General features: G+C 72.4%; 16 protein-coding genes. 2 read left to right on the top strand and 14 right to left on the bottom strand.

Going from position 1 to position 19,402, the window contains the following annotated elements:
• Positions 1-99: 99 nt before the first annotated feature.
• Positions 100-1,188, bottom strand: coding sequence for a 1-deoxy-D-xylulose-5-phosphate reductoisomerase (dxr, locus tag BJ979_RS11680; protein ID WP_425502507.1), 1,089 nt, complete (start codon positions 1,186-1,188; stop codon positions 100-102).
• A complete protein-coding gene (locus tag BJ979_RS11675) occupies positions 1,188-2,183 on the bottom strand; it encodes an FKBP-type peptidyl-prolyl cis-trans isomerase (RefSeq protein ID WP_179568035.1) in 996 nt (331 codons plus the stop codon). The genes dxr and BJ979_RS11675 overlap by 1 nt, the downstream gene beginning before the upstream one ends.
• 157 nt (positions 2,184-2,340) lie before the next feature.
• On the opposite strand from BJ979_RS11675, the gene BJ979_RS11670 reads away from it, so the two are divergent.
• Positions 2,341-3,666, top strand: a complete 1,326-nt coding sequence (locus BJ979_RS11670; RefSeq protein ID WP_179568033.1) for an aminotransferase class III-fold pyridoxal phosphate-dependent enzyme — start codon at positions 2,341-2,343, stop codon at positions 3,664-3,666.
• A 126-nt stretch (positions 3,667-3,792) separates the two neighbouring features.
• On the opposite strand, the gene BJ979_RS11665 is transcribed toward BJ979_RS11670, so the two are convergent.
• Together BJ979_RS11665 and BJ979_RS11660 are read right to left on the bottom strand one after the other, a co-directional pair.
• A complete protein-coding gene (locus tag BJ979_RS11665; RefSeq protein ID WP_179568031.1) occupies positions 3,793-4,152 on the bottom strand; it encodes a helix-turn-helix domain-containing protein in 360 nt (119 codons plus the stop codon).
• A 118-nt stretch (positions 4,153-4,270) separates the two neighbouring features.
• Positions 4,271-4,753: an OsmC family protein gene (locus BJ979_RS11660; protein ID WP_179568029.1), complete on the bottom strand. Its 483-nt coding sequence runs from the start codon at positions 4,751-4,753 to the stop codon at positions 4,271-4,273.
• Positions 4,754-4,802: 49 nt separating this feature from the next.
• On the opposite strand from BJ979_RS11660, the gene BJ979_RS11655 reads away from it, so the two are divergent.
• Positions 4,803-5,765 (top strand): asparaginase, encoded by a 963-nt coding sequence (locus tag BJ979_RS11655; RefSeq protein WP_179568027.1) that lies wholly within the window; start codon positions 4,803-4,805, stop codon positions 5,763-5,765.
• Positions 5,766-5,779: 14 nt separating this feature from the next.
• On the opposite strand, the gene BJ979_RS11650 is transcribed toward BJ979_RS11655, so the two are convergent.
• The 10 genes from BJ979_RS11650 to BJ979_RS11605 all read right to left on the bottom strand — a co-directional run bounded on the left by BJ979_RS11650 (position 5,780) and on the right by BJ979_RS11605 (position 19,379).
• The gene (locus BJ979_RS11650) at positions 5,780-6,253 is read right to left on the bottom strand and encodes a DUF6194 family protein (RefSeq protein ID WP_179568026.1); all 474 of its coding nucleotides are present in this window, start codon (positions 6,251-6,253) and stop codon (positions 5,780-5,782) included.
• 28 nt (positions 6,254-6,281) lie between these two features.
• Positions 6,282-7,079, bottom strand: a complete 798-nt coding sequence (locus tag BJ979_RS11645; protein ID WP_179568025.1) for an ABC transporter permease — start codon at positions 7,077-7,079, stop codon at positions 6,282-6,284.
• On the bottom strand, positions 7,076-7,996 hold the full coding sequence (locus BJ979_RS11640) for an ABC transporter permease (RefSeq protein WP_179568024.1): 921 nt from the start codon (positions 7,994-7,996) through the stop codon (positions 7,076-7,078). Before BJ979_RS11640 ends, BJ979_RS11645 begins: the two co-directional genes overlap by 4 nt.
• 1 nt (position 7,997) lies before the next feature.
• The gene (locus BJ979_RS11635) at positions 7,998-9,197 is read right to left on the bottom strand and encodes an ABC transporter ATP-binding protein (RefSeq protein ID WP_179568023.1); all 1,200 of its coding nucleotides are present in this window, start codon (positions 9,195-9,197) and stop codon (positions 7,998-8,000) included.
• Positions 9,197-10,405 carry an ABC transporter substrate-binding protein gene (locus tag BJ979_RS11630; RefSeq protein ID WP_179568022.1) on the bottom strand — a complete coding sequence of 403 codons (1,209 nt, stop codon included), beginning with the start codon at positions 10,403-10,405 and terminating at the stop codon, positions 9,197-9,199. Before BJ979_RS11630 ends, BJ979_RS11635 begins: the two co-directional genes overlap by 1 nt.
• Positions 10,406-10,571: 166 nt before the next feature.
• Positions 10,572-13,364 (bottom strand): FtsK/SpoIIIE domain-containing protein, encoded by a 2,793-nt coding sequence (locus BJ979_RS11625; RefSeq protein WP_179568021.1) that lies wholly within the window; start codon positions 13,362-13,364, stop codon positions 10,572-10,574.
• Between the two features lie 87 nt (positions 13,365-13,451).
• Positions 13,452-13,898, bottom strand: a complete 447-nt coding sequence (locus BJ979_RS18180; protein WP_343046682.1) for an FHA domain-containing protein — start codon at positions 13,896-13,898, stop codon at positions 13,452-13,454.
• 764 nt (positions 13,899-14,662) lie between these two features.
• Entirely contained in the window at positions 14,663-16,999 is a 2,337-nt protein-coding gene (locus tag BJ979_RS11615) for a transglutaminase-like domain-containing protein (RefSeq protein WP_179568018.1), read from the bottom strand.
• Entirely contained in the window at positions 16,996-18,411 is a 1,416-nt protein-coding gene (locus tag BJ979_RS18175; protein WP_179568016.1) for a DUF58 domain-containing protein, read from the bottom strand. The genes BJ979_RS11615 and BJ979_RS18175 overlap by 4 nt, the downstream gene beginning before the upstream one ends.
• Positions 18,408-19,379 carry an AAA family ATPase gene (locus BJ979_RS11605; RefSeq protein ID WP_179570285.1) on the bottom strand — a complete coding sequence of 324 codons (972 nt, stop codon included), beginning with the start codon at positions 19,377-19,379 and terminating at the stop codon, positions 18,408-18,410. The genes BJ979_RS18175 and BJ979_RS11605 overlap by 4 nt, the downstream gene beginning before the upstream one ends.
• Positions 19,380-19,402 lie beyond the last annotated feature (23 nt).

Below are 19,402 nucleotides of genomic sequence, written 5' to 3'. Positions count from 1 at the left end.
GGCTACGCGCGCGACGCTGGGAGCGCGCCCCCGCGTGCTGGGGTGTCGGCTATGTCCGCCCTGGACGGCGTCCGACGACAGTCGTCGCAGGCGGTCTCCTCATGCGCGGGCGATGAGCGCGTCGGCCTGCTCGCGGGCCCAGCGCTCCGCCTCGAGCACCGCGTCGAGGTCCAGCGTCGCCGCCGGCTCGTGGCGGTCGACCACGTCATCCACCGTGTCGAGGATGTCGAGATACCCGATGCGCCCCGCGTGGAAGGCGTGCACCGCCTGCTCGTTCGCCGCGTTGAAGACCGCCGGGTAGGTGCCGCCGGCGGTGCCGACGCGCTTCGCCAGGGCGACCGCGGGGAAGGCCTCATCGTCGAGCGGCTCGAAGGTCCACGCCGAGGCGGTCGTCCAATCGAGCGGCGCGCCGACCCCCGAGACGCGCTCGGGCCAGGCGAGGCCGAGCGAGATCGGCAGCCGCATGTCGGGCGGCGAGGCCTGCGCGATCGTCGAGCCGTCGATGAACTCGACCATCGAGTGCACGATCGACTGCGGGTGCACGGTGACGGCGATGCGGTCGTAGGGCACATCGAAAAGCAGGTGCGCCTCGATCACCTCGAGGCCCTTGTTCACGAGCGTCGACGAGTTCGTCGTCACGACGAGGCCCATGTCCCAGGTCGGATGCGCGAGCGCCTCCGCCGGGGTCACCGCCGCGAGCGACTCCCGGCTGCGCCCGCGGAAGGGACCGCCCGACGCGGTCAGCACCAGCCGCCGCACCTCGTGCGCCTCCCCCGCGCGCAGCGCCTGCGCGATCGCCGAGTGCTCGGAGTCGACCGGCACGATCTGACCCGGCGCCGCGGCGGCCGTCACGAGCGGACCGCCGACGATGAGGCTCTCCTTGTTCGCGAGAGCCAGGCTCGCCCCGGTCTCCAGCGCCGCCAGCGTCGGCGCGAGACCGACCGAGCCGGTGATGCCGTTGAGCACGACATCCGCCTCGATGTCGCGCACCAGCTGCACCGCCTCGTCGACGCCGAGCGCCAGCGCATCCACCGCGAAGTCGGCGCCCTGCTGCTCGAGCCGCTCGCGGTTCGTGCCCGTCGCGAGCCCGACGACCTCGAATCGCTCCGGATTGCGCCGGATCACGTCGAGCGCCTGCTCGCCGATCGAGCCCGTGCTGCCGAGGATGACGACGCGGCGCGACACGATCAGCCCTGCGTCGAGGCGGTCGCGCCGGTGTCGAGGATGTCGACGACGAAGATCAGCGTGTCGGTCGCCGCGATGCCGGCGCTCGGCTGGCCGCCCGAGGCGCCGTAGCCCTCGGCCGGCGGGATGATGGCGATGACCTGCGAGCCGACCTTCTGACCGACGAGCGCCTTCGAGAAGCCGGCGATCACGCCGGTCGTCGGGAAGCTCGCGGTCTGACCGCGGGTCCAGCTCGCGTCGAAGGTCTTGCCGGTGTTCCAGTCGATGCCCTTGTACTGCACCGTCACGGTGTCGCCCTCGGCGACCGTCGCGCCGTCGCCCTGCTTGAGCTGGCCCACCAGGGTGGTCGCCGGCTCGACGACCTCCTTCGGCAGCTCGACCTCGGGCTCGCCCGACTTCTTCAGGGTCACCTTCGGGAACTCGGCGCCCGGGTCGACGCTCTTGCCGTCGGCCTTGTCCTTGATGATGCCGATCACATCCGCGACCGCGACGAGCGTGTCGTCGGCCTTCAGCTCGCCCGCGCCGGTCGCGCCGAAGCCGTCGTCAGGCGGGATCACCGCGGCGATGATCGCGCCGGGCTTGGCGCACAGCACGGCCTTGCGCAGGCCGGCGGGCACCTGGGTGCTGGTCATCGGCAGCGTCTCGACCGCCGAGCCGTCGTAGCCGGTCGCGCCCAGCGCCTTGCCGGTGGTGCCGTTGACGAAGGTGAAGCGCACCTTGACGCTGTCCTTCTCGGTGATCGCGGCGCCCTTGCCCTCCTTGATCACCGTCGCCTGAGTGGCGTCGGTCTTCAGCGGGGCGTCGAAGCTGACCTTCGGCGCCGCATCCGCGCTGTCGCCGACCTTCACCTCGACCGCCTTCGACGCGTCGCCGGCGGCGGGGCAGCTGAGGGCGGCGTCGCCCGGGTCGCCCTTCTCGGGCGTGCTGCAGCCGGCGAGGGTCGCGACGAGGATGCCGGCGGCGGCGAGAGCGGGGATGACGGGGCGGGCGAGGCGCATGCGCAGACCTTCGAGTCGAGGGCGGGATCGTGACCAGTCTGCCCCACATGACGTGACGCCCTCCTGTGCGCAGTGACGCGACCAGGCGCCAGTGCGGTCCCATCGCCGCGGGCGCCCCTGCGCGAGCGAGCCCGGCCGAGCGCCTAGGCTCGACCGCATGGACTTCAGCGTGCCCCAGGAGCGCAAGCTCGTCACCGAACTCCCCGGCCCGAACTCGGTCGCCCTGCAGGCCCGCCGCGAGGCCTCGGTCTCGCGCGGTGCCGGCACGCTCGCGAACATCTACATGGAGCGCGGCTCGGGAGCGATCCTGGTCGATGTCGACGGCAACCAGCTCATCGACCTCGGCTGCGGCATCGGCGTCACCACGATCGGCCACGCCAACGCCGACGTCGCCGCGGCCGCCGCGGAGCAGGCGACCAAGCTCACCCACACGCTCTTCACCGTCACCCCGTACGAGAACTACGTGCGCGTCGCCGAGAAGCTCGCCGAGATCACCCCCGGCGACTTCGAGAAGCGCAGCGTGCTCGTCAACTCCGGCGCCGAGGCCGTCGAGAACGCGGTCAAGATCGCGCGCAAGTTCACCGGACGCCGCGTCATCCTCAGCCTCGATCACGCCTTCCACGGCCGCACCAACCTGACCATGGCGATGACCTACCGCCCCTGGCCGGAGCGCGCCGGCATGGGGCCGTTCCCCGGCGACCTCTACTCGGTGCCGATCAGCTACCCCTTCCGCGACGGACTCACCGGCGAGGAGGCGGCGGCCAAGACGATCGACTACATCCGCACCCACATCGGCGCGGAGGAGGTCGCGGCCTTCTTCGTCGAGCCGATCCAGGGCGACGGCGGCATCATCATCCCCGCCGACGGCTACTTCCAGGCCATCAAGGCCTTCTGCGAGGAGAACGGCATCCTCTTCGTCGCCGACGAGATCCAGGCCGGCATCGCCCGCACGGGCGCCTGGTACTCGATCGAGCACCACGGCGTCGTGCCCGACATCATCACCACGGCCAAGGGCATCGCGGGCGGCTTCCCGCTCGCCGCGGTCACCGGCCGCGCCGAGGTCATGGACGCGGTGCAGCCCGGCGGCGTCGGCGGCACCTTCGGCGGCAACCCGGTCTCGACCGCGGCCGCCCTCGCGACCTTCGAGGTCATCGAGCGCGAGAACCTCATCGGCGAGGCGCAGCGCGTCGAGAAGGCGCTCTGGGCGCGCATCGGCGACTGGGCCGAGAAGTTCGCCGTCGTCGGCGAGGTGCGCGGCAAGGGCGCCATGTTCGGCATCGAGCTCGTCAAGCCCGGCACCCGCGAGCCGAACCCCGAGGCGCTGAAGGCCGTGCTGAAGCACGCGACCGCGAACGGCGTCATCCCGCTGGATGCCGGCAGCTGGGACAGCGTGCTGCGCCTGCTGCCGAGCGTCGTGATCAGCGAGGAGCTCATCGACGACGCCGCGACCGTCATCGAGGAGGCGCTCGCGCGGCTCGGCTGAGCCTGCCGGCCGCATCCGCCTGCTCCGCGACAGCGAACGAGCGCCGTACCCGATCGGGTGCGGCGCTCGTTCCGCGTGGGGGGAGCTCGTGTGCGCTGGGGTCGCGCGGTGCGGTCGAACCGTCTCTCAGGCCGCGAGCAGCACGTCGTGGGAAGTCGATCCCGCGTCGCCGCCGTGCCGGATCGACGACGGGGCGCCAGGCGCACGCAGCACGCTGATGCGCGCCTCGCGGCGCTCGGCGAGATCGACCACCGGGGCCTGCGCACCCGCCTCGACGCCGGCTTCGCGCAGCAGATCGAGGATCGTCAGTCCGAGCGCCCGGCACAGACCGGCGAGCACCTCGCTCGAGGGCTCCTTGCGACCACGCTCGATCTCGGAGAGGTAGGGCATCGAGATCGCCGCGTCGTGCGCGACCTCGCGCAGGGTGCGACCCGAGTCCAGACGGATGCGGCGCAGCGCGGCGCCGACGGCGTGCCTCAGGAGCATGAGGCCGACGCTAGTGCGCGACACCGCGAGACGGGAGAGGGGCCGTGCCGGGTTCGCCGAGGGCGGACGCGGCGCAGGGGGCGCAGTGCCGGCGGCGCGTGCCGTGGTCGCGAGCCGCTCAGCTCAGCGGATCGTCCGCGAGCAGCACGACCGGCTCGTGCCGCACGGGGAAGGCGACGCTGTTCGCGATGAAGCACTTCGACTTCGCGGAGTCGTGCAGGCGCTGGGCGAGCCCGGGGTCTCCGGCCGCGATCGTGACGACCGGACGCAGCACCGCCTCGGTCACCGCTCCCGAGCCATCCGCCTCGGTCTTGAGCGTGGCCGTCGCGTCGTCGGTGTAGCCGACCACGACGACCCCGTTCGCGGCCGCTTCGTAGAGGTAGGCGAGCAGGTGGCACTGGCTCAGGGCGCCGAGCAGCATCTGCTCGGGGTTCCAGAGCGCGGCGTCGCCGTGGAAGACCCGATCCGCCGAACCGCGGATCTCGTGGTGCCCCTCCGCCCGCAGCACGTGCTCGCGGCTGTAGGCGCGCGCATCCGCCGTGCCGCGGCCGAGGTCGCCCGTCCACTCCAGCTGCACCCGGAAGCCGTGCTCGAAGCGCATCGTCCGTCCCCTCCGGCGGTGTCGGCGCCGATCAATAGACTCGATCATCATGACGGACCAGCCCTTCGCCCCGCATCCGCTCACCGCCGCCGGCTCGGTCGAACTGGCGGTCGTCGACCGATCAGGTCTCGACGAGTCGCGCCACCTGGGCGTCGCCGTCGTCGTCTCCCCCTCGGGCGAGGTGCTCGAGGCCCACGGCGACGCCTCGGCCGCCATCTACCCCCGCTCCTCGCTCAAGCCCCTGCAGGCGACGGCCGCGCTGGCGACCGGTGTTCGGCTCGACCAGGAGCAGATCGCGCTCGCGACCGCGAGCCACGGCGGCACCTCGCGTCACATCGAGGTCGTCGAGCGCACCCTGCTCGGCGCCGGACTCAGCGCCGACGACCTGCAGTGCCCGCCGGACTGGCCGCTCGACGCCGCCTCCGGGCGGGACGCGGGCGAGAAGCGCCGCGTCGCCATGAACTGCTCCGGCAAGCACGCCGCCTTCCTCGCCGCGTGCGTGCACGCGGGCTGGTCGATCGACGACTACCTCGACCCGTCGCATCCGCTGCAGCGCTCGATCGCCGAGATCGTCGAGGAGAGCGCCGGAGAAGCCATCGCGCACAGCGGCGTCGACGGCTGCGGTGCACCGGTGCACGCCATCACCCCGGTCGGGATGGCGCGCGCGGCGAGCCGCGTCGCGAACGGACCCAGCGTGATCGCCTCGGCCGTGCGCGCGCACCCCTGGGCGATCGACGGCCCCGGTCGCGACAACACCGTCGCCGTCGAGAACCTCGGCGTCTTCGCGAAGCTCGGCGCCGAGGGCTACTACATCGCGGTCGCACAGGACGGCACGAGCGCGGCGGTGAAGGTGCTCGACGGCTCCGGTCGCGTGGGCAGCCTCGTCGCGCTGAGCCTGCTCGCCCGCCACAGCCGCCTCGATCCGGGCGCCCTCGCCGAGACGCTCGAGCGCACCGCTCCCCCGATGCTCGGGGGCGGGCAGCCGGTCGGCACCTGGCGCCTGCTGGTCTGATCCCGGGCCCGCCGCTACTCGGCCCGCCGGGCGAGGCGGGCGAGGGCCGCGGCGTGCGCGCGGTCGACCAGGTCGCGCAGCAGGTCGGAGGTGCGCTCTCCCGGCAGCACCACGCAGGCCCAGCTCTGCCCGGCGTAGGTCGGATGCGGCAGCAGCACATCCGACTCGGCGAAGTCGATGCCGTCGAGATGCGACCCCGCCTCCCGCGGCGCGAAGCCGAAGCTCGAGCGGAACGTCGCGCGATCGAGCTGCACGTTGACGCGGAAGCGACCCGGGGCTGACAGCGCGGACACCGCATCGAAGCCCGGGTAGTCCTTCGTCACGACGGTCGTGAAGGGCTGTCCGCGCTCGGCCAGCGAGCGGCCAGCGCCGACGGTCGCGAAGCTGTCTCCCCACGCCGCCTCGGGCGAGCCGTCGCCGGGGCCGGCGGTCTGCACCACGACGTCGTCGAGGTCGCGCAGGTGGTCGAGGATCTCCGTCTCGGTCATGCGGCCACTCTCACACGGGCCCGCCCGGTCAGCCGCGCAGCAGCCGCTTGCGCCGCGCGGCGCCGATCAGGCTGATCGTGATGACCGCGGCGATCGCGAGGAAGAAGATCAGCGAGGCGAACACGTTCGCCTGCGCCGGGATGCCGCGCGCGGCCGCGATGTAGATGTACTTCGGAAGCGTCTCGGCGCTGCCCGACACGAAATTCGTGATGATGAAGTCGTCGAAGCTCAGCGCGAAGCTGAGCAGCGCCGCCGCTACGATGCCGGGCAGCAGCAGCGGGAAGGTCACCCGCCAGAAGACCTGCGCCGGCGAGCCGTAGAGGTCGCGACCGGCCTCCTCCAGCGCCGGATCGAGCGAGGCGGCGCGGGCGCGGACCGTCACGACCACGAAGCTGATGCAGAACATGACGTGGGCGATCGTCACCGTGACGAGGTTCTTCTCGATGCCGAGGTTGACCAGCTGCGAGGAGAGGCCCGCGCCGAGCACGATCTCCGGTGTCGCCATCGGCAGGAACAGCAGGATCGTCAGGGCATTGCGGAACCGGAATCGGAAGCGCACGAGGGCGATCGCGATCGCGGTGCCGAGTGCGCAGGCGACGAGCGTCGCCGCGCTGCCGACGCCGATGCTCGCCCCGAAGGCGCCGCAGACACGGGCGTCGTCGCAGATGCCGGTCCAGTTGTCGAGCGTGAAGCCGCGCCAGATGATGTTCGTGCGCCGCGAGTCGTTGAACGAGAACAGCACCGTGTAGCCGATCGGCACGAGCAGGATCGCGAAGACGACGATCGAGTAGACGGCGACGCCCCAGCCGCGGAATCGGCCGGTCACAGCAGGTCCTCCGTCTTCGTCGCGCTGACGTACACCGCGACCGGGATGAGGATCGCCACCATGAGCACGATCGACATCGCCGCCGCGGCCGGATAGTTCTGCAGCACCAGGAAGTTCTGCTCGATCACGTTGCCGATCATCGCCGTGTCGAGCCCGCCGAGGAAGCTCGGGCTCGCGTTGATGTAGTCGCCGGTCGCCGGGATGAAGGTCAGCAGCGTGCCCGAGACGACGCCGGGCAGCGAGAGCGGGAAGGTCACGCGCCAGAAGGAGTGCCAGCGGCTCGCGTAGAGGTCGGAGGCGGCTTCGAGGTAGCGCAGGTCGAGGCGCTCGAGCGAGGTGTACATCGGCAGCACGGTGAAGGGCAGGAAGTTGTAGGTGAGGCCGAAGATCACCATGAACGGCGTGCCGGTGAGGTGCGCGTCGTGCGGCAGCAGCGAGAGCCCCTGCAGGAAGGAGACGACCGGGCCCTCGTCGGAGAAGATCTGCTTCCAGGCGAGCGTGCGCAGCAGGAAGCTGATGAAGAACGGCGCGATGACGAGCACGAGCGCGAGGCTCTGCAGCAACGGGAAGCGCCGCAGGGTCACGCCGATGAAGTACGCGAGCGGGTAGCCGATCACGAGCGTCAGCACGGTCGCCGTCAGCGCGAACAGGAACGAGCGCCCGAGCACCGGCGCGTAGGTCTGCAGGGCGACGACGTAGTTGTTCACGTTGAAGCCGTACACGTACGACCCGATCGCGAAGTCGGGGCTCGGCGACTGCAGGCTCGTCAGCACGAGCGAGATGAGCGGGGCGACGTAGGTGATCGCCAGGTAGATCACGCCCGGCAGGAGCAGCAGCAGCACGATGCGGCTCTTCCGCTGTGCCGCGGCGACCCCGGGAGCCGCCGCGGGGCCGCCCGCGAAGGCGCCGAACGCCATGTCAGTCCTCCGCCGCGGCGGCCGCGGCGTCACTGGATTCGCTGGACTCGCTGCCGCGACCGGCCTCGGCGGCGAAGCTCGAGCCGGGCGTGGCGGCATCAGCGAGACCGAAGCTGTGGTCGGCCGACCAGGTGACCCAGACCTCGGCGCCGGGGTTCAGCGTCGAGCCGAAGACCAGGTTCTGAGCGAACACCGTCACGGCCGGCAGGGCCGGGTTCTCGGGGAACTCGACGACGTACTGGGTGCTGACGCCGGCGAAGGAGGTGTCGGTGATGCGGCCGGGGCCGATCACGTTGACGCCGGTCTTCGCCTTCGGCTCATCGGTGACCAGCAGCAGCTTCTCGGGCCGCACCCCGACGGTCACCGTGCCGCTGGTGCGCTGCGCGCGCGCGGTCGGCACGGCGATGCGGCTGCCCGCCACGTCCACGACGGTCGCGTCATCAGAGGAGCTGACGACATCGCCGGTCAGCAGGTTCGACTGGCCGAGGAAGTTCGCGACGAAGGCGGTGCGGGGCAGCTCGTAGAGCTCCTGCGGCGATCCCATCTGCTCGATGCGGCCGTGGTTCATGACGGCGACCGTGTCGGCCATGGTCATGGCCTCCTCCTGATCGTGCGTCACGTGCAGGAAGGTGAGGCCGACCTCGGCCTGGATCGCCTTCAGCTCGAGCTGCATCTCGCGGCGCAGCTTCAGGTCGAGCGCGCCGAGCGGCTCGTCGAGGAGGAGCAGAGCCGGCCTGTTCACGATCGCGCGCGCGAGGGCGACGCGCTGCTGCTGCCCGCCGGAGAGCTGCGAGGGGCGACGCGCGGCGAGGTGGTCGAGCTGCACCAGGCGCAGGGCCTCGGCGGCCCGCCCGGCGGCATCCTTCGCTCCGCGACGTCGGAGGCCGAATTCGACGTTGCCCTGCACGGTCATGTGCGGGAACAGCGCATAGCTCTGGAAGACCGTGTTGACGGGTCGCTCGTGCGGCTTCGTCGTCGTCACGTCGCGGCCGCCGATCACGACCCGCCCCGAGGTCGGCTCCTCGAGCCCGGCGACGAGACGCAGGGTCGTGGTCTTGCCGCAGCCGGAGGGCCCGAGCAGTGCGAAGAACGACCCGGCGGGAATCGTGAGGTCGAGCTGATCGATCGCGGTGAAGCCGGGGAAGGTCTTGGTGATCTGGCGGAGCTCGAGGTCGGCTCCGGCCTCGTCGAAGGCCGCCATCAGGCGCCGAGCAGGGCGCGCTGGAACTCCTGCGTGAAGGCCTGGTCCTCTTCGGCCGACAACGTGCGGAAGGTGTGCACGGTCTTGAGCGTCTCGGCGTTCGGGAAGATGAGCTGGTTCTCGGCGAGCTGCGGGTCGATCGCGGCAGCCGCCGCGGCGGCTCCCTCGACCGGGGTGACGTAGTTGACGTAGGCGGCGACCTCGGCGGCGACCTCTGGCTCGTAGTAGTAGTTCATGAGCTTCTCGGCGTTCGCCTTGTGCGTCGCACCCATCGGCACGACGAAGGTGTCGTTCCAGATCGTGCCCCCGGTCTCGGGGACGACGAACTTGAACTTCTCGTAGCCGATCTCGCCGTTGAGCAGGGTGATGTCGCCCGACCAGCAGATGGCCGCGAGCGTGTCGCCGTTGGCGAGGTCCTCGGTGTACGAGTTGCCCTTGACGTTGCGGATCTGCTTGTTCGAGAGCTGCTTCTTGAACTCGTCCATCGCCTTGCCGAACTCGTCGGCGCCCCACTTGTCGCCGCTGATGTCGACGCCCTGCTCGAGCAGGATGAGGCCGATCGTGTCGCGCATCTCGGAGAGCACGCCGACGCGGCCGGCGAGCTCGGGCTTCCAGAGATCGGAGACCTGCTTCAGCTCGCCGACCTGCTCGGTGTTCCAGGCGATGCCGGCGAAGCCGCCCTGCCACGGCAGCGAGCGCGAGCGGTCGGGGTCGAAGTCGGGGCTCGCGAGCGTCGAGACGAGATTCTTCGCGTTGGGGATGTTCGCCTTGTCGAGCTCCTGCACGTAGCCGGCGCGTACGAGGCGGGCGACCATCCACTCGGTGAGGCACACGGTGTCGGCGCCGATGTCGGCGCCCTTGAGCAGCTGGTCGCGCACCTTGGCGAAGTAGCTGTTGTTGTCGTCGACGTCTTCGCGGTAGTCGACCTTGATGCCGGTCTGCTGCGCGAACTTCTCGAGGGTGGGGTGCTTCTTCGCGTCGTCGACGTCGAGGTAATCGGGCCAGTTCGCCCAGACCATGGTCTTGTCCGACGCCGAGTCGTCCTTCGCCGGCTTCAGTTCGGCGGCCGGCGTCGAGCAGGCCGCGAGAGCGAGAGCCCCCGCTCCGATGCCCGCGCCGGCGAAGACCTGCCGGCGGCTGAACTGGGTGCGTCGCGCCTGCTGGACCAGCTGGCGGATGACCGGGTCGGCGGGAAGGGGTCGGGGCATCGGGGTCTCCTCGTCGTGACACGGCCCGGCGGCCGTGGGTCGATAGTGACACAAGCCCGCATTCCCGCCTAGGCATGTTCCGCGGATCGCGCTGTTTCGAAACATAGATTTCACGCGATCGCGCGCGCTGACCCCCGAAGACGGGGTCGATCGGTTGCGTGCGCGCTCACCACGGCGTCGTCACCCTGGTCACCTCTCGGCCGTCGATGCACCAGGCCTCGTCGCGGCGCGGGTCGAGCGGCGGCAGCGGTCGACGGATGCGGGTGAGGGCGCGGACGTCGGCCGGGGATGCCGCGTGGACGAGCAGGCGGCCGCTGCGACGTGCGCGATCGAGCGCGCCGAAGTCGGCGAGCCAGTCGTCGATGTCGCCGATGACGGGGATCCCGAGCGGCAGAGCGCCGCCCTGACGGTCGACATCGTCGAGGGTCAGCGTGGTCGTCCCGGCGTGCCGAAGCCCTTCGCGCACGACGCCGACTCGACCCGTGGCGATCGCGAGGGTCTGCGTCGGGTCGAGTGCCACGCGCGCGACCTCGATCTCGTGGGCGGGCGGGGCGGGAGCCGTCGCGACCTGGATCTCAGCGCCGCCCCAGATGCCGGATCCGGGTCGACGTCGGACCGACCAGTCCCGACCGTCTCCGCCCGCCATCACGTGGTCCTCGCGCGACGGGAGCGCGAGGAGCAGGCGCCGGTCGATCGCCGAGTTCAGCGTCGAGACGCCGCCGAGCGGACGGGAGGCGCCCAGCACGAGGGCGCCCCCGCCGACCTCGAGCGAGCGTGCGGCCCGCACGAGGAGCGCGGCGAGGTCGACCCGGGCCTCGTCGCCGGCTTCGTCGAGCAGTCGGTCGACGTCGTCGACGAGCAGGAGCGGCCCGGCTGCGTGCTTCGACGGCGCGCTCGGGAGATCGGCGACGCGCTGGATGAGCGCCCACGCGTCCGGAAGGCAGCTCGATCCGACGAGCGCGGCAGCTCCGGCGGCTTCCGCGATCGCCGCGAGCGTCGTCGTCGTGCCCGCGCCGCGCCCGCCGATGACGAGCAGATGGCCGTCGACCGCCGGGTCGTAGACGGCCGCGCCGATCCTCTGCTGCTCCGGGAGATCGACGAGCCCGAAGACGAGCCCAGGGGCGGGCGGAGCCGGGAGGCTCACCAGGTCGGCTCGCGTGACCAGCTTCGGCAGCCCCGGGGTCCAGAAGGCGGCGGCGGTCGGCGCTCCGCGCCAGTTCTCGGAAACCGCGGCGATGTCGGACTCCGTCGCGCGGGCGACCTGCATCGGCACCGGCCGGCCCTCGACCGCCAGCACGCCGCGCCCGCGCGGCAGGCTCGGCAGCTCGGCCGCGGCGTCGCTGCCGATCACCGAGCTGCTGTCGTGGCGGTTGTTCACCCGCAGACTCACCCGCAGCGTCGCGTTCGCGAGCACGGCGTCCTTCACGATCCCGGCCGGCCGCTGGGTGCAGAGCACCAGGTGGATGCCGAGCGATCGACCGCGCGCGGCGAGATCGGTCACGACCGCGCCGAGCTCGGGCTGCTCCGCGATGAGCGCGGCGAATTCGTCGACGACCACGACGAGCCGCGGCATCAACCCCGGATCGAGCTCCTCGATCGACCGCGCACGTCGCTCGGCGAGCATCCGCTCGCGGCGCAGCAGTTCGGTGCGCAGGCTCACGACGGCTCGTCGGGCGGCCTGCGAATCGAGATCGCTCAGCACACCGACGACGTGGGGCAGCTGCTCCAGCGGTGCGAACGCGGCACCGCCCTTGAAGTCGACGAGCAGCAGCGAGAGCTGCGAAGGCGGGGTTCGTGCGGCCATGCCGAGAACCCAGGTGACGAGCAGCTCGCTCTTGCCCGACCCGGTGGTGCCGCCGACGATCGCGTGCGGACCGTCGTCCACGAGATCGACGAGCACGGGGCGCCCATCGACGGCGAGCCCGAGCGGCGCCGCGAGTCCGCCCGCGCGCCCCACGACCCCGGCGAGCTCGTCGTAGTCCACCGACGCGGGGAGCTCGCCGGCGGTCGCGCCCGGCGATGTGTCGCGGTCCCGGGCGGCGATCGCGAGCGCAGCCTGCGCCCGGCTCACCCGCTGGGGTCGGAACGCCGCCAGCCGATGCGTCACGCCGTCGCCTGCCAGCATGGCGTCGTCGACGCCGATGGTGAGGCGCATCGCGGCCGAACTCGCTCGCTCCGGGACGCCGATCCGGATCTCGCCCGCCGGCCCGGTGAGCACCCACTCCCCGCCCGAGACCGGTTCGCCCTGCTCCGGCGGGGACGCGGTGGTCACCCGTCGCGCGAGCCCCCGGCACCAGTCCTCTCCCTCGGGCGCCAGGAGATCCCAGTCATCCGGCAGCGCCAGCGCGCAGCGCAGGGCGAGCGCCCTCCGCACGGCGGCGCCGGTCGCTCCGGCATCCGCGTCACCCTCGATCGTCACGGCGAGCCCGCCCCTCGCATCCACGACGACCGGGCCGCGAACGCGGTCGGAACGCCGCATGACCTCACGCGCCTCAGCCGCGAGCACAGCCGGCAGCCGCCCGAGATCGTCGGTCGGCCACTCCAGCGCCGACGGCAGCTGCGCCGATCCGAGGGCGATCGGCATCTCGAGTGCGTCGCCCCGGAGCGTCGCGCCGGCGCCGACCCGAGCCGGCCCCCGCGCGGCCCGGGCGAGTCGGTCGCGCTCGGCGTCCAGATGGTCGGAGAGCCGGCGCTCGAGTGCGGCGAGCTCCTTCCGCACGCGAGCCGCCTCGTCACGCCGCTGTCGGCGTGCGCTGAGCCGCCGGTCCAGCAGTCCGGCGAAAGCCAGCACCGGGCTCAGCAGCCCGATCAGCAGGGAGAAGATCGACTGCGTCACGGCCCAGAGCACGACCGCCATCACCAGGGGCGCGAGCGCGCCGAGGAGCGGCAGACCGGATCGGGACGGCGGTGCGTCGACCCGCGGGAGATCGAAGCGACGCGGGTGAGGAAGCAGAAGCACTCCCCCAGTTCAGCCGGTCGAACCCGGCCGTGACGCCGGACGAGCGCGGATCGGGGAGAACCGGCCGGCGGCGACCCTGGGGAGGGATCAGCTCACGACGAAGAACTGCTCGCCGATGTCAACGCGCGTGCCGCGCGACACCAGGTAGCGTCTGCCGGGCTCGCAACGCCGCGGCTCCGAATCCGGCGGGCGGATGACGGACCCGTTCGTCGAGTAGCGATCACTCACCCAGAAGCGGCCCTCGTCCTGGCCGAACTCGAGATGGGTCTTCGACACCGACTTGCCGGCGTCGAAGAGCGGGACGAGCTGATCCATGAACTCCGCCGGCTGCGCCGAGGGATTGCGTCCGATCAGCCCGCTGCCGCTGACCGTGAACGACTCCCCCGTCGAGAACTGCAGAACCCAGCTCGCCGGGCGCGGCGAACGGCTCACCAGGCGGGTGTCTTCGAGGTCGATCGCCACCTCGCGCTGTCCGTCGGGAAGCTGCGGCAGACCCGGCGCGACCTGGGGTCGCAGCACCGGGATGTCCGGCACCGGCAGCAGAGGCTCGCTCGGAGCCGGCGCGACGCGCGGAGGCGCGGCCTCGGGCCCGACGGCCGCGGAAGGAACGGCCGGGGGCGACGCGACGGCGGGCGGGTCGGCGGGCGGCGGCGTCACCGGCCCGCTCGGCCATGATCCTCCGCCGGGAGGGGCCGGGAGCGGGTCGGTGGCGGATCGGCGACCCGACGAGCGATGCGGCGGCTCGGCCGGCGCCTCGACCGGGGCCGGCGTCGGGTCTGCCCTCGGCACGTCGATCGCCGAATCCGTCAGCGGGCTGACGAGGGCCGGAGGCGCGTCGACGGGCCGGCGCTCGTCCGGTGCCGGCTCCGACGATGCGACGGGATCCGGCACGCGCTCCGCCGCCACCGGGCCGCTGTGCCGTCCGTAGCCGGCGTCCGCCGACGCGGCCGACTCGGGGAACTCGTCTGGCAACTGCACCGGCACGGGACGTGCAGCGCGCGCCGGCACCCCGTGGAAGGCCCCGGGCGCGTCCGCATCGCGAGGCACGTGAGCAGCTTCGTACGCGCCTGCCTCGGCCGCACCGTCCCGAGCTACGTCACCGTGGGGCTGAGCGGCTCCGACCGCGGTCGGCTGGACCGCGGCCTCCTGGACAGCGGCCGGCTGGACCTCGGCACGTTCGATCACCGGCGTGGGCTCGACGATCACCGGCTGCCCGGTCGGGCTCGCCGCGGCAGGGCGGCCGCACTCGCCGCAGAACAGCGCGCCGGACGGCAGGGCGCTGCCGCAGAATCGGCAGTTCATCGTCGGGTCCTCCTGCCTCGCAGCAGCCTCCGCACAGAGTAGCCGCCGAGCGACCGCAGGGAGATGCGGGCGCGGATGCGCTGCCATCGCGTCAGGCCGCGATCGAGCGAGTTGTCGAGTTCGCGCAGGGCGCGCCACATCCGCTCCGCCTCGGCCGGCTCGACCACGTCGGAGGAGAAGACGGCACGGTCGGCGACAGCCGCCAGAGTGCGCGACTGAGCGAGGCCGACCGATTCCGCGAACTCGGTGCGCGTCGCGGCGGGGATGTCGGCGAAGCCGCGGTCGATCGCGGCGTCGCGGAACTCGTCCCAGGCGCCGCTGATGCGATCGAGCGGCCTCCGCGCGCGGCGTCGCAGTCGACGCCGGCGCGCCTTCGCGGCCACCACCACGAGGAAAGGCGAGGCGAGCAGGCCGAGCAGCAGGGCGATGGGCCCGGCGATGCGCAGCACGGCGAGGATCACCTGCAGCCAGGCGTCGTCGGGCGCGTCCGGCTGCTGCGTGGTGTCGGGCGTCTTCTGCGTGGTGCGCGGGTCCGGCTCGTCCGGCGGCGGCTCGACCGGGGTCTGCGGGCGGGAGATCTGCGTCGGGTCCTGCGGCGGCGCCTCCGGGATCGGGCGCACCTCCGGCACCGGGTCGAGCGAGACCCAGCCATACTCGGCCGTGTTCACCTCGATCCATGCCGAGATGTCGGAGCCGAGGATGACGCCGGGATGCTCGTCCGACGGCACGAAGCCGACCACGACGCGCGTCGGGAAGCCGATCTGCCGCGCCATGAGCGAGGCCGCGACCGCGTACTGCTCGGCGTCGCCGATCATGAGCGGCGAGGTCAGCAGGTCGCTGATGCGCTCGGCGGAGTGACCCGAGCGACTGGGGGGCTCGGTGGGCTCGATGCCGTGGCTGATGTAGCCGTCGCGGCGCAGGCCGTCGAGCACGGCCTGCAGCTGACGTCCCGGCGTCGACTGACCCGCGGTGTACTCCTCGACCCGGGTGCCGACGGCATCCGGAACCGACTTCGCCGCCGGCACGCGCGCCGATCCGGGCGTCGCCGCGGCGAGCTGCACGGCCGTCGGCGTGCTCGGCTCGATCGCGTCGACGCGGTAGCTGTCGCCCGCGCCGACACCGCCGAGGACGGCGCCGGTGCCGCTGACGCGGTCGTAGTAGAAGCGTCCACGCAGCGCCTCCGCGTCGGAGCCCGAGAAGTCGACGGAGGTCAGATCGCCCACGGTGGGGAGCCAGACTCCGCGATAGTCGGCCACCTGGATGGAGACGGAGATCGGCTGCCCCTGGTCGCCCGAGCGGTCGAGGCTCGTCGGCACGCGGACGAAGCTGCCCGAGCCGCCGTCGGCGTTGCCGGTTCCGCTGCGGTAGACGACGCCGTCGTAGGCATCGAGGGTGGCGATGCGGATGCGCTGGCCTTCGCCGAGGCCGCTGACGCGCAGCATCGTGTCCTCGTCGGCGCCGTCTTTCAGGTAGCCGCGGAAGGCGGCGAGCGGGCTCGCGTAGTCGCGCGGGTCGACGGGCTGCACGACGGCCGTGCGCAGCACCGCACGCGGCACGCCGGGCGCGAGCTGCACGGCGGCGACGCCGGATCCGGCGCCGGCGAGCAGCAGGATGGCGAGGGCGGCGGCGAGCGACCGTGTGCCGAGCGATCGCTCCGACGCGGCCGCCGAGGAGCCGAGCAGTCGGCGCACGGCCTCGCGTCGTCGCGCGGCGCGGCGCCAGACGCACCAGATCAGCGTGATCGCGAGGGCTCCGCCGGCGAGAGCGCCGCCGAACGCGGCCCGCTCGGGCCCGAAGGCGATCCCGAGCACGAGCACGACGGCCGGCGGGATCGCGCCGAGCTCGCCGTGACGGGCGCGCAGCCCGACCGAGAGCCCGACGACGGTGGCGACGAGGATCGACGCGAACGCCGGCACGAGAAGCGCCTGGTAGTCGCCGACCGGCAGCGTGATGGTGAGCAGCTGCCGCCAGCCGAGGGCGACGCCCGACACGAGCGAGGTCAGACCCTCGACCGTGGGCACGACGCCGCGCGCCGCCTGCGAGGGCACCGCGAGCGGAACCCCGGTCGCGAGGAAGGCGAGGAAGGCGGCGAGCATGAGCGCCCAGGCCCGCCAGCGGAACACGGCGGCGACGACCGCCAGCAGCGTGCCGACCAGCACGGCGCCGCCGGCCGCGACGACGAAGCTCAGGTCGCGGTAGACGGGCCAGAACCCGGCCGCGCCGATCGCGATGAGCGCCCAGAAGATGAGGATGGTCGTGACGGCGAACAGCGGACGCAGCCGTTCGCGGGTGCGCGTCCGGCCGCGCGCCGGCGCAGCGGTCCGGGTGCTCATGACACCGCCGCCGCACGGGCGAGGGACTGCCGCAGGTCGTCGAGCAGGCCGACCCGCAGCACGTTGAGGCCCGGAACCCGACGCAGACCCGGCCGCGCATCCGGATCGCAGACGACCGCGACGACCTCGACGTCGGCGGGGAACGCCGCGGATGCCGCTCGCAGGTCGGCCAGCGCCGTGCGGGAGCCGGTCACCAGGAAGGCGATCGAGACGCCGGTGACGGTGTCGGCGATCACACGGGCGACGTCGCGCACCGGCAGCGCGTTCTCGTCGGAGGCGACGACGGCGAGATCGTCGAGCAGGCGGCCCGGGCGCACCGTCGAGAGCGGACGCACGGCGTAGACACGGCGCTTCGCGAACTCGGGCGTCTTCTCGCCCACGACCACCGAGACGGTGCGCCCGTCGCGGATCGCGCGCACGCCGAGGCTGCCGGCGACGCTCACGGCGAGCTCGAACTCCTCCGCATCGAGATAGTCCGCCTCGGCGGTGCTCAGCCCGACGACGAGGTGGCTGCGGCGGGTCTGCTCGAACTGCCGCACCATGTAGGTGCCGGTCTTCGCGGTGGACTTCCAGTGGATGTAACGCCGATCATCCCCCGCCTGATACTCGCGCAGCGCGTGGAAGGACACATCGCTCGGCGTGAGGTCGGTGGTCGCCGCACCCTCGAGGTCGCGGATGAGGCCCGTGCTGGTCGAGGGGATGGCGATCGTGCGCGGGTGCACGACGAGCTCCTCGCGGCCGGTCCAGATGAGCTCGCGACGCACCAGACCGACCGGGTCGGCGCGCACCGTGCGCACCGGGCCGATCGGCACGACGCCACGTCGCCCGGTCGGCACCGCGAACTCCTGGCGGTGCACCCCGTCGCGGCGGAGGCTCGGGATCGCCGCCTCGGCGAGTCCGTCGCCGACGGGGATCTCGGCGGTCGCGCCGAGCGAGCGGTGCGCGCCGGTGCTGCGCACGCTGATCGCCGCGGTGGCCGGCTCGCCCACGACCACCTTGTGCCGTTCGAGCTCGAGCGTCACGGCGAAGGCGTTGCGGCCGATCAGCGACACGACCGCGACGAGCACGAGCACGATCGCGATCCAGAACAGCACGACCGCCTCGACCCAGCCGAGCAGCACGTAGCCGACGAGGCCCGCGGCGATGAGCAGTGCGAGCACGACCCAGCCGAGCGTGGTGACGACCGACGACACCCGGCGGGCGACGTCGCCGACCGCATCGCCGACCCGCCGCCCGATCCGCACGACGCCGACGACCCCGTCCGCGAGCACGCCGGTGCGCGCGCCGACGATGCGGGTGCGCGTGTTGCTGAGCGTGTCGGTGCGGGTGTGCGGGTCGAGCGAGCGCGTGCCGGTGCGCTGGGTCGCTCCGCGGGGCGACCCGGTGCTGCGCGGTGAGCCGGGTGCGCTCACACGGCTTGCCGATCGCTCGGCGGCGGGGTCTCGATGAGGATCTGGGAGATGACGCCCGAGGTCGTGACGCCGTCGAACTCCGCCTCGGGGTCGAGCACGAGGCGGTGCGCGAGCACCGGCTCGGCCAGCGCCTTCACGTCGTCGGGGATGACGTAGTGACGTCCCGAGGCGGCCGCGAGGGTCTTCGAGGCGCGGATGAGCGCGAGCGCCGCGCGCACGCTGCCGCCGAGGCGCACCTCGGTCGCGGTGCGCGTCGCCTCGACCAGGCGCGAGACGTAGTCGTTGATGGTCGGGTCGACGTGCACCGTGCGGGCGAGGCGGGCCAGCTCGACGACCTGCTGCGCGCCGATCACCGGGTCGAGGCGCACCTCGTGCGAACGGGTGCCCGCCGATTCGAGGATGCGGAGGGTCGAGGCGTGGTCGGGGTATCCGATCGACGCCTTGAGCAGGAAGCGGTCGAGCTGCGCCTCGGGCAGGCGGTAGGTGCCGGCCTGCTCGATCGGGTTCTGGGTCGCGATGACCATGAACGGCGCATCCACCGAGTGCTCGACGCCGTCGGCGGTGATGTGGCGCTCCTCCATGACCTCGAGCAGCGCGGCCTGCGTCTTCGGCGAGGCGCGGTTGATCTCGTCGGCGAGCACGATGTTCGCGAACACCGGCCCGAGGTGGAACTCGAAGGCGCCGCTGCGCTGGTCGTAGATGCTGACGCCGGTGATGTCGCCGGGCAGCAGGTCGGGCGTGAACTGGATGCGGCTCGAGCTGCCCTCGACGCTCTGCGCGATCGCGCGGGCCAGCGAGGTCTTGCCGGTGCCGGGCGAGTCCTCGAGCAGCAGGTGGCCTTCGCTGAGCAAGGCGACGAAGCCGAGGCGGACGACGAAGGTCTTGCCGACGAGCACGTTCTCGACGTTGGCGACGAGGCGCGCGAAGGTGTCCTGGTACCAGGTGGCCTGCTCGGCCGTCATGGTCACGCGCTGGGCGGGGAACGCCGTCG

Origin of the sequence: Schumannella luteola (genome assembly GCF_013408685.1) — a bacterium.
Lineage (GTDB): Bacteria > Actinomycetota > Actinomycetes > Actinomycetales > Microbacteriaceae > Schumannella > Schumannella luteola.
The sequence above is the reverse complement of the archived record's forward strand: the minus strand, read 5'-3'. Positions and strand labels throughout refer to the sequence as shown.

Bases quoted from the DNA above. Each gene is read 5' to 3' on its own strand.
- BJ979_RS11675 (WP_179568035.1), bottom strand. From the start codon at position 2,183: ATGCGCCTCGCCCGCCCCGTCATCCCCGCTCTCGCCGCCGCCGGCATC.
- BJ979_RS11670 (WP_179568033.1), top strand. From the start codon at position 2,341: ATGGACTTCAGCGTGCCCCAGGAGCGCAAGCTCGTCACCGAACTCCCC.
- BJ979_RS11665 (WP_179568031.1), bottom strand. From the start codon at position 4,152: ATGCTCCTGAGGCACGCCGTCGGCGCCGCGCTGCGCCGCATCCGTCTG.
- BJ979_RS11660 (WP_179568029.1), bottom strand. From the start codon at position 4,753: ATGCGCTTCGAGCACGGCTTCCGGGTGCAGCTGGAGTGGACGGGCGAC.
- BJ979_RS11655 (WP_179568027.1), top strand. From the start codon at position 4,803: ATGACGGACCAGCCCTTCGCCCCGCATCCGCTCACCGCCGCCGGCTCG.
- BJ979_RS11650 (WP_179568026.1), bottom strand. From the start codon at position 6,253: ATGACCGAGACGGAGATCCTCGACCACCTGCGCGACCTCGACGACGTC.
- BJ979_RS11640 (WP_179568024.1), bottom strand. From the start codon at position 7,996: ATGGCGTTCGGCGCCTTCGCGGGCGGCCCCGCGGCGGCTCCCGGGGTC.
- BJ979_RS11635 (WP_179568023.1), bottom strand. From the start codon at position 9,197: ATGGCGGCCTTCGACGAGGCCGGAGCCGACCTCGAGCTCCGCCAGATC.
- BJ979_RS11630 (WP_179568022.1), bottom strand. From the start codon at position 10,405: ATGCCCCGACCCCTTCCCGCCGACCCGGTCATCCGCCAGCTGGTCCAG.
- BJ979_RS11615 (WP_179568018.1), bottom strand. From the start codon at position 16,999: ATGAGCACCCGGACCGCTGCGCCGGCGCGCGGCCGGACGCGCACCCGC.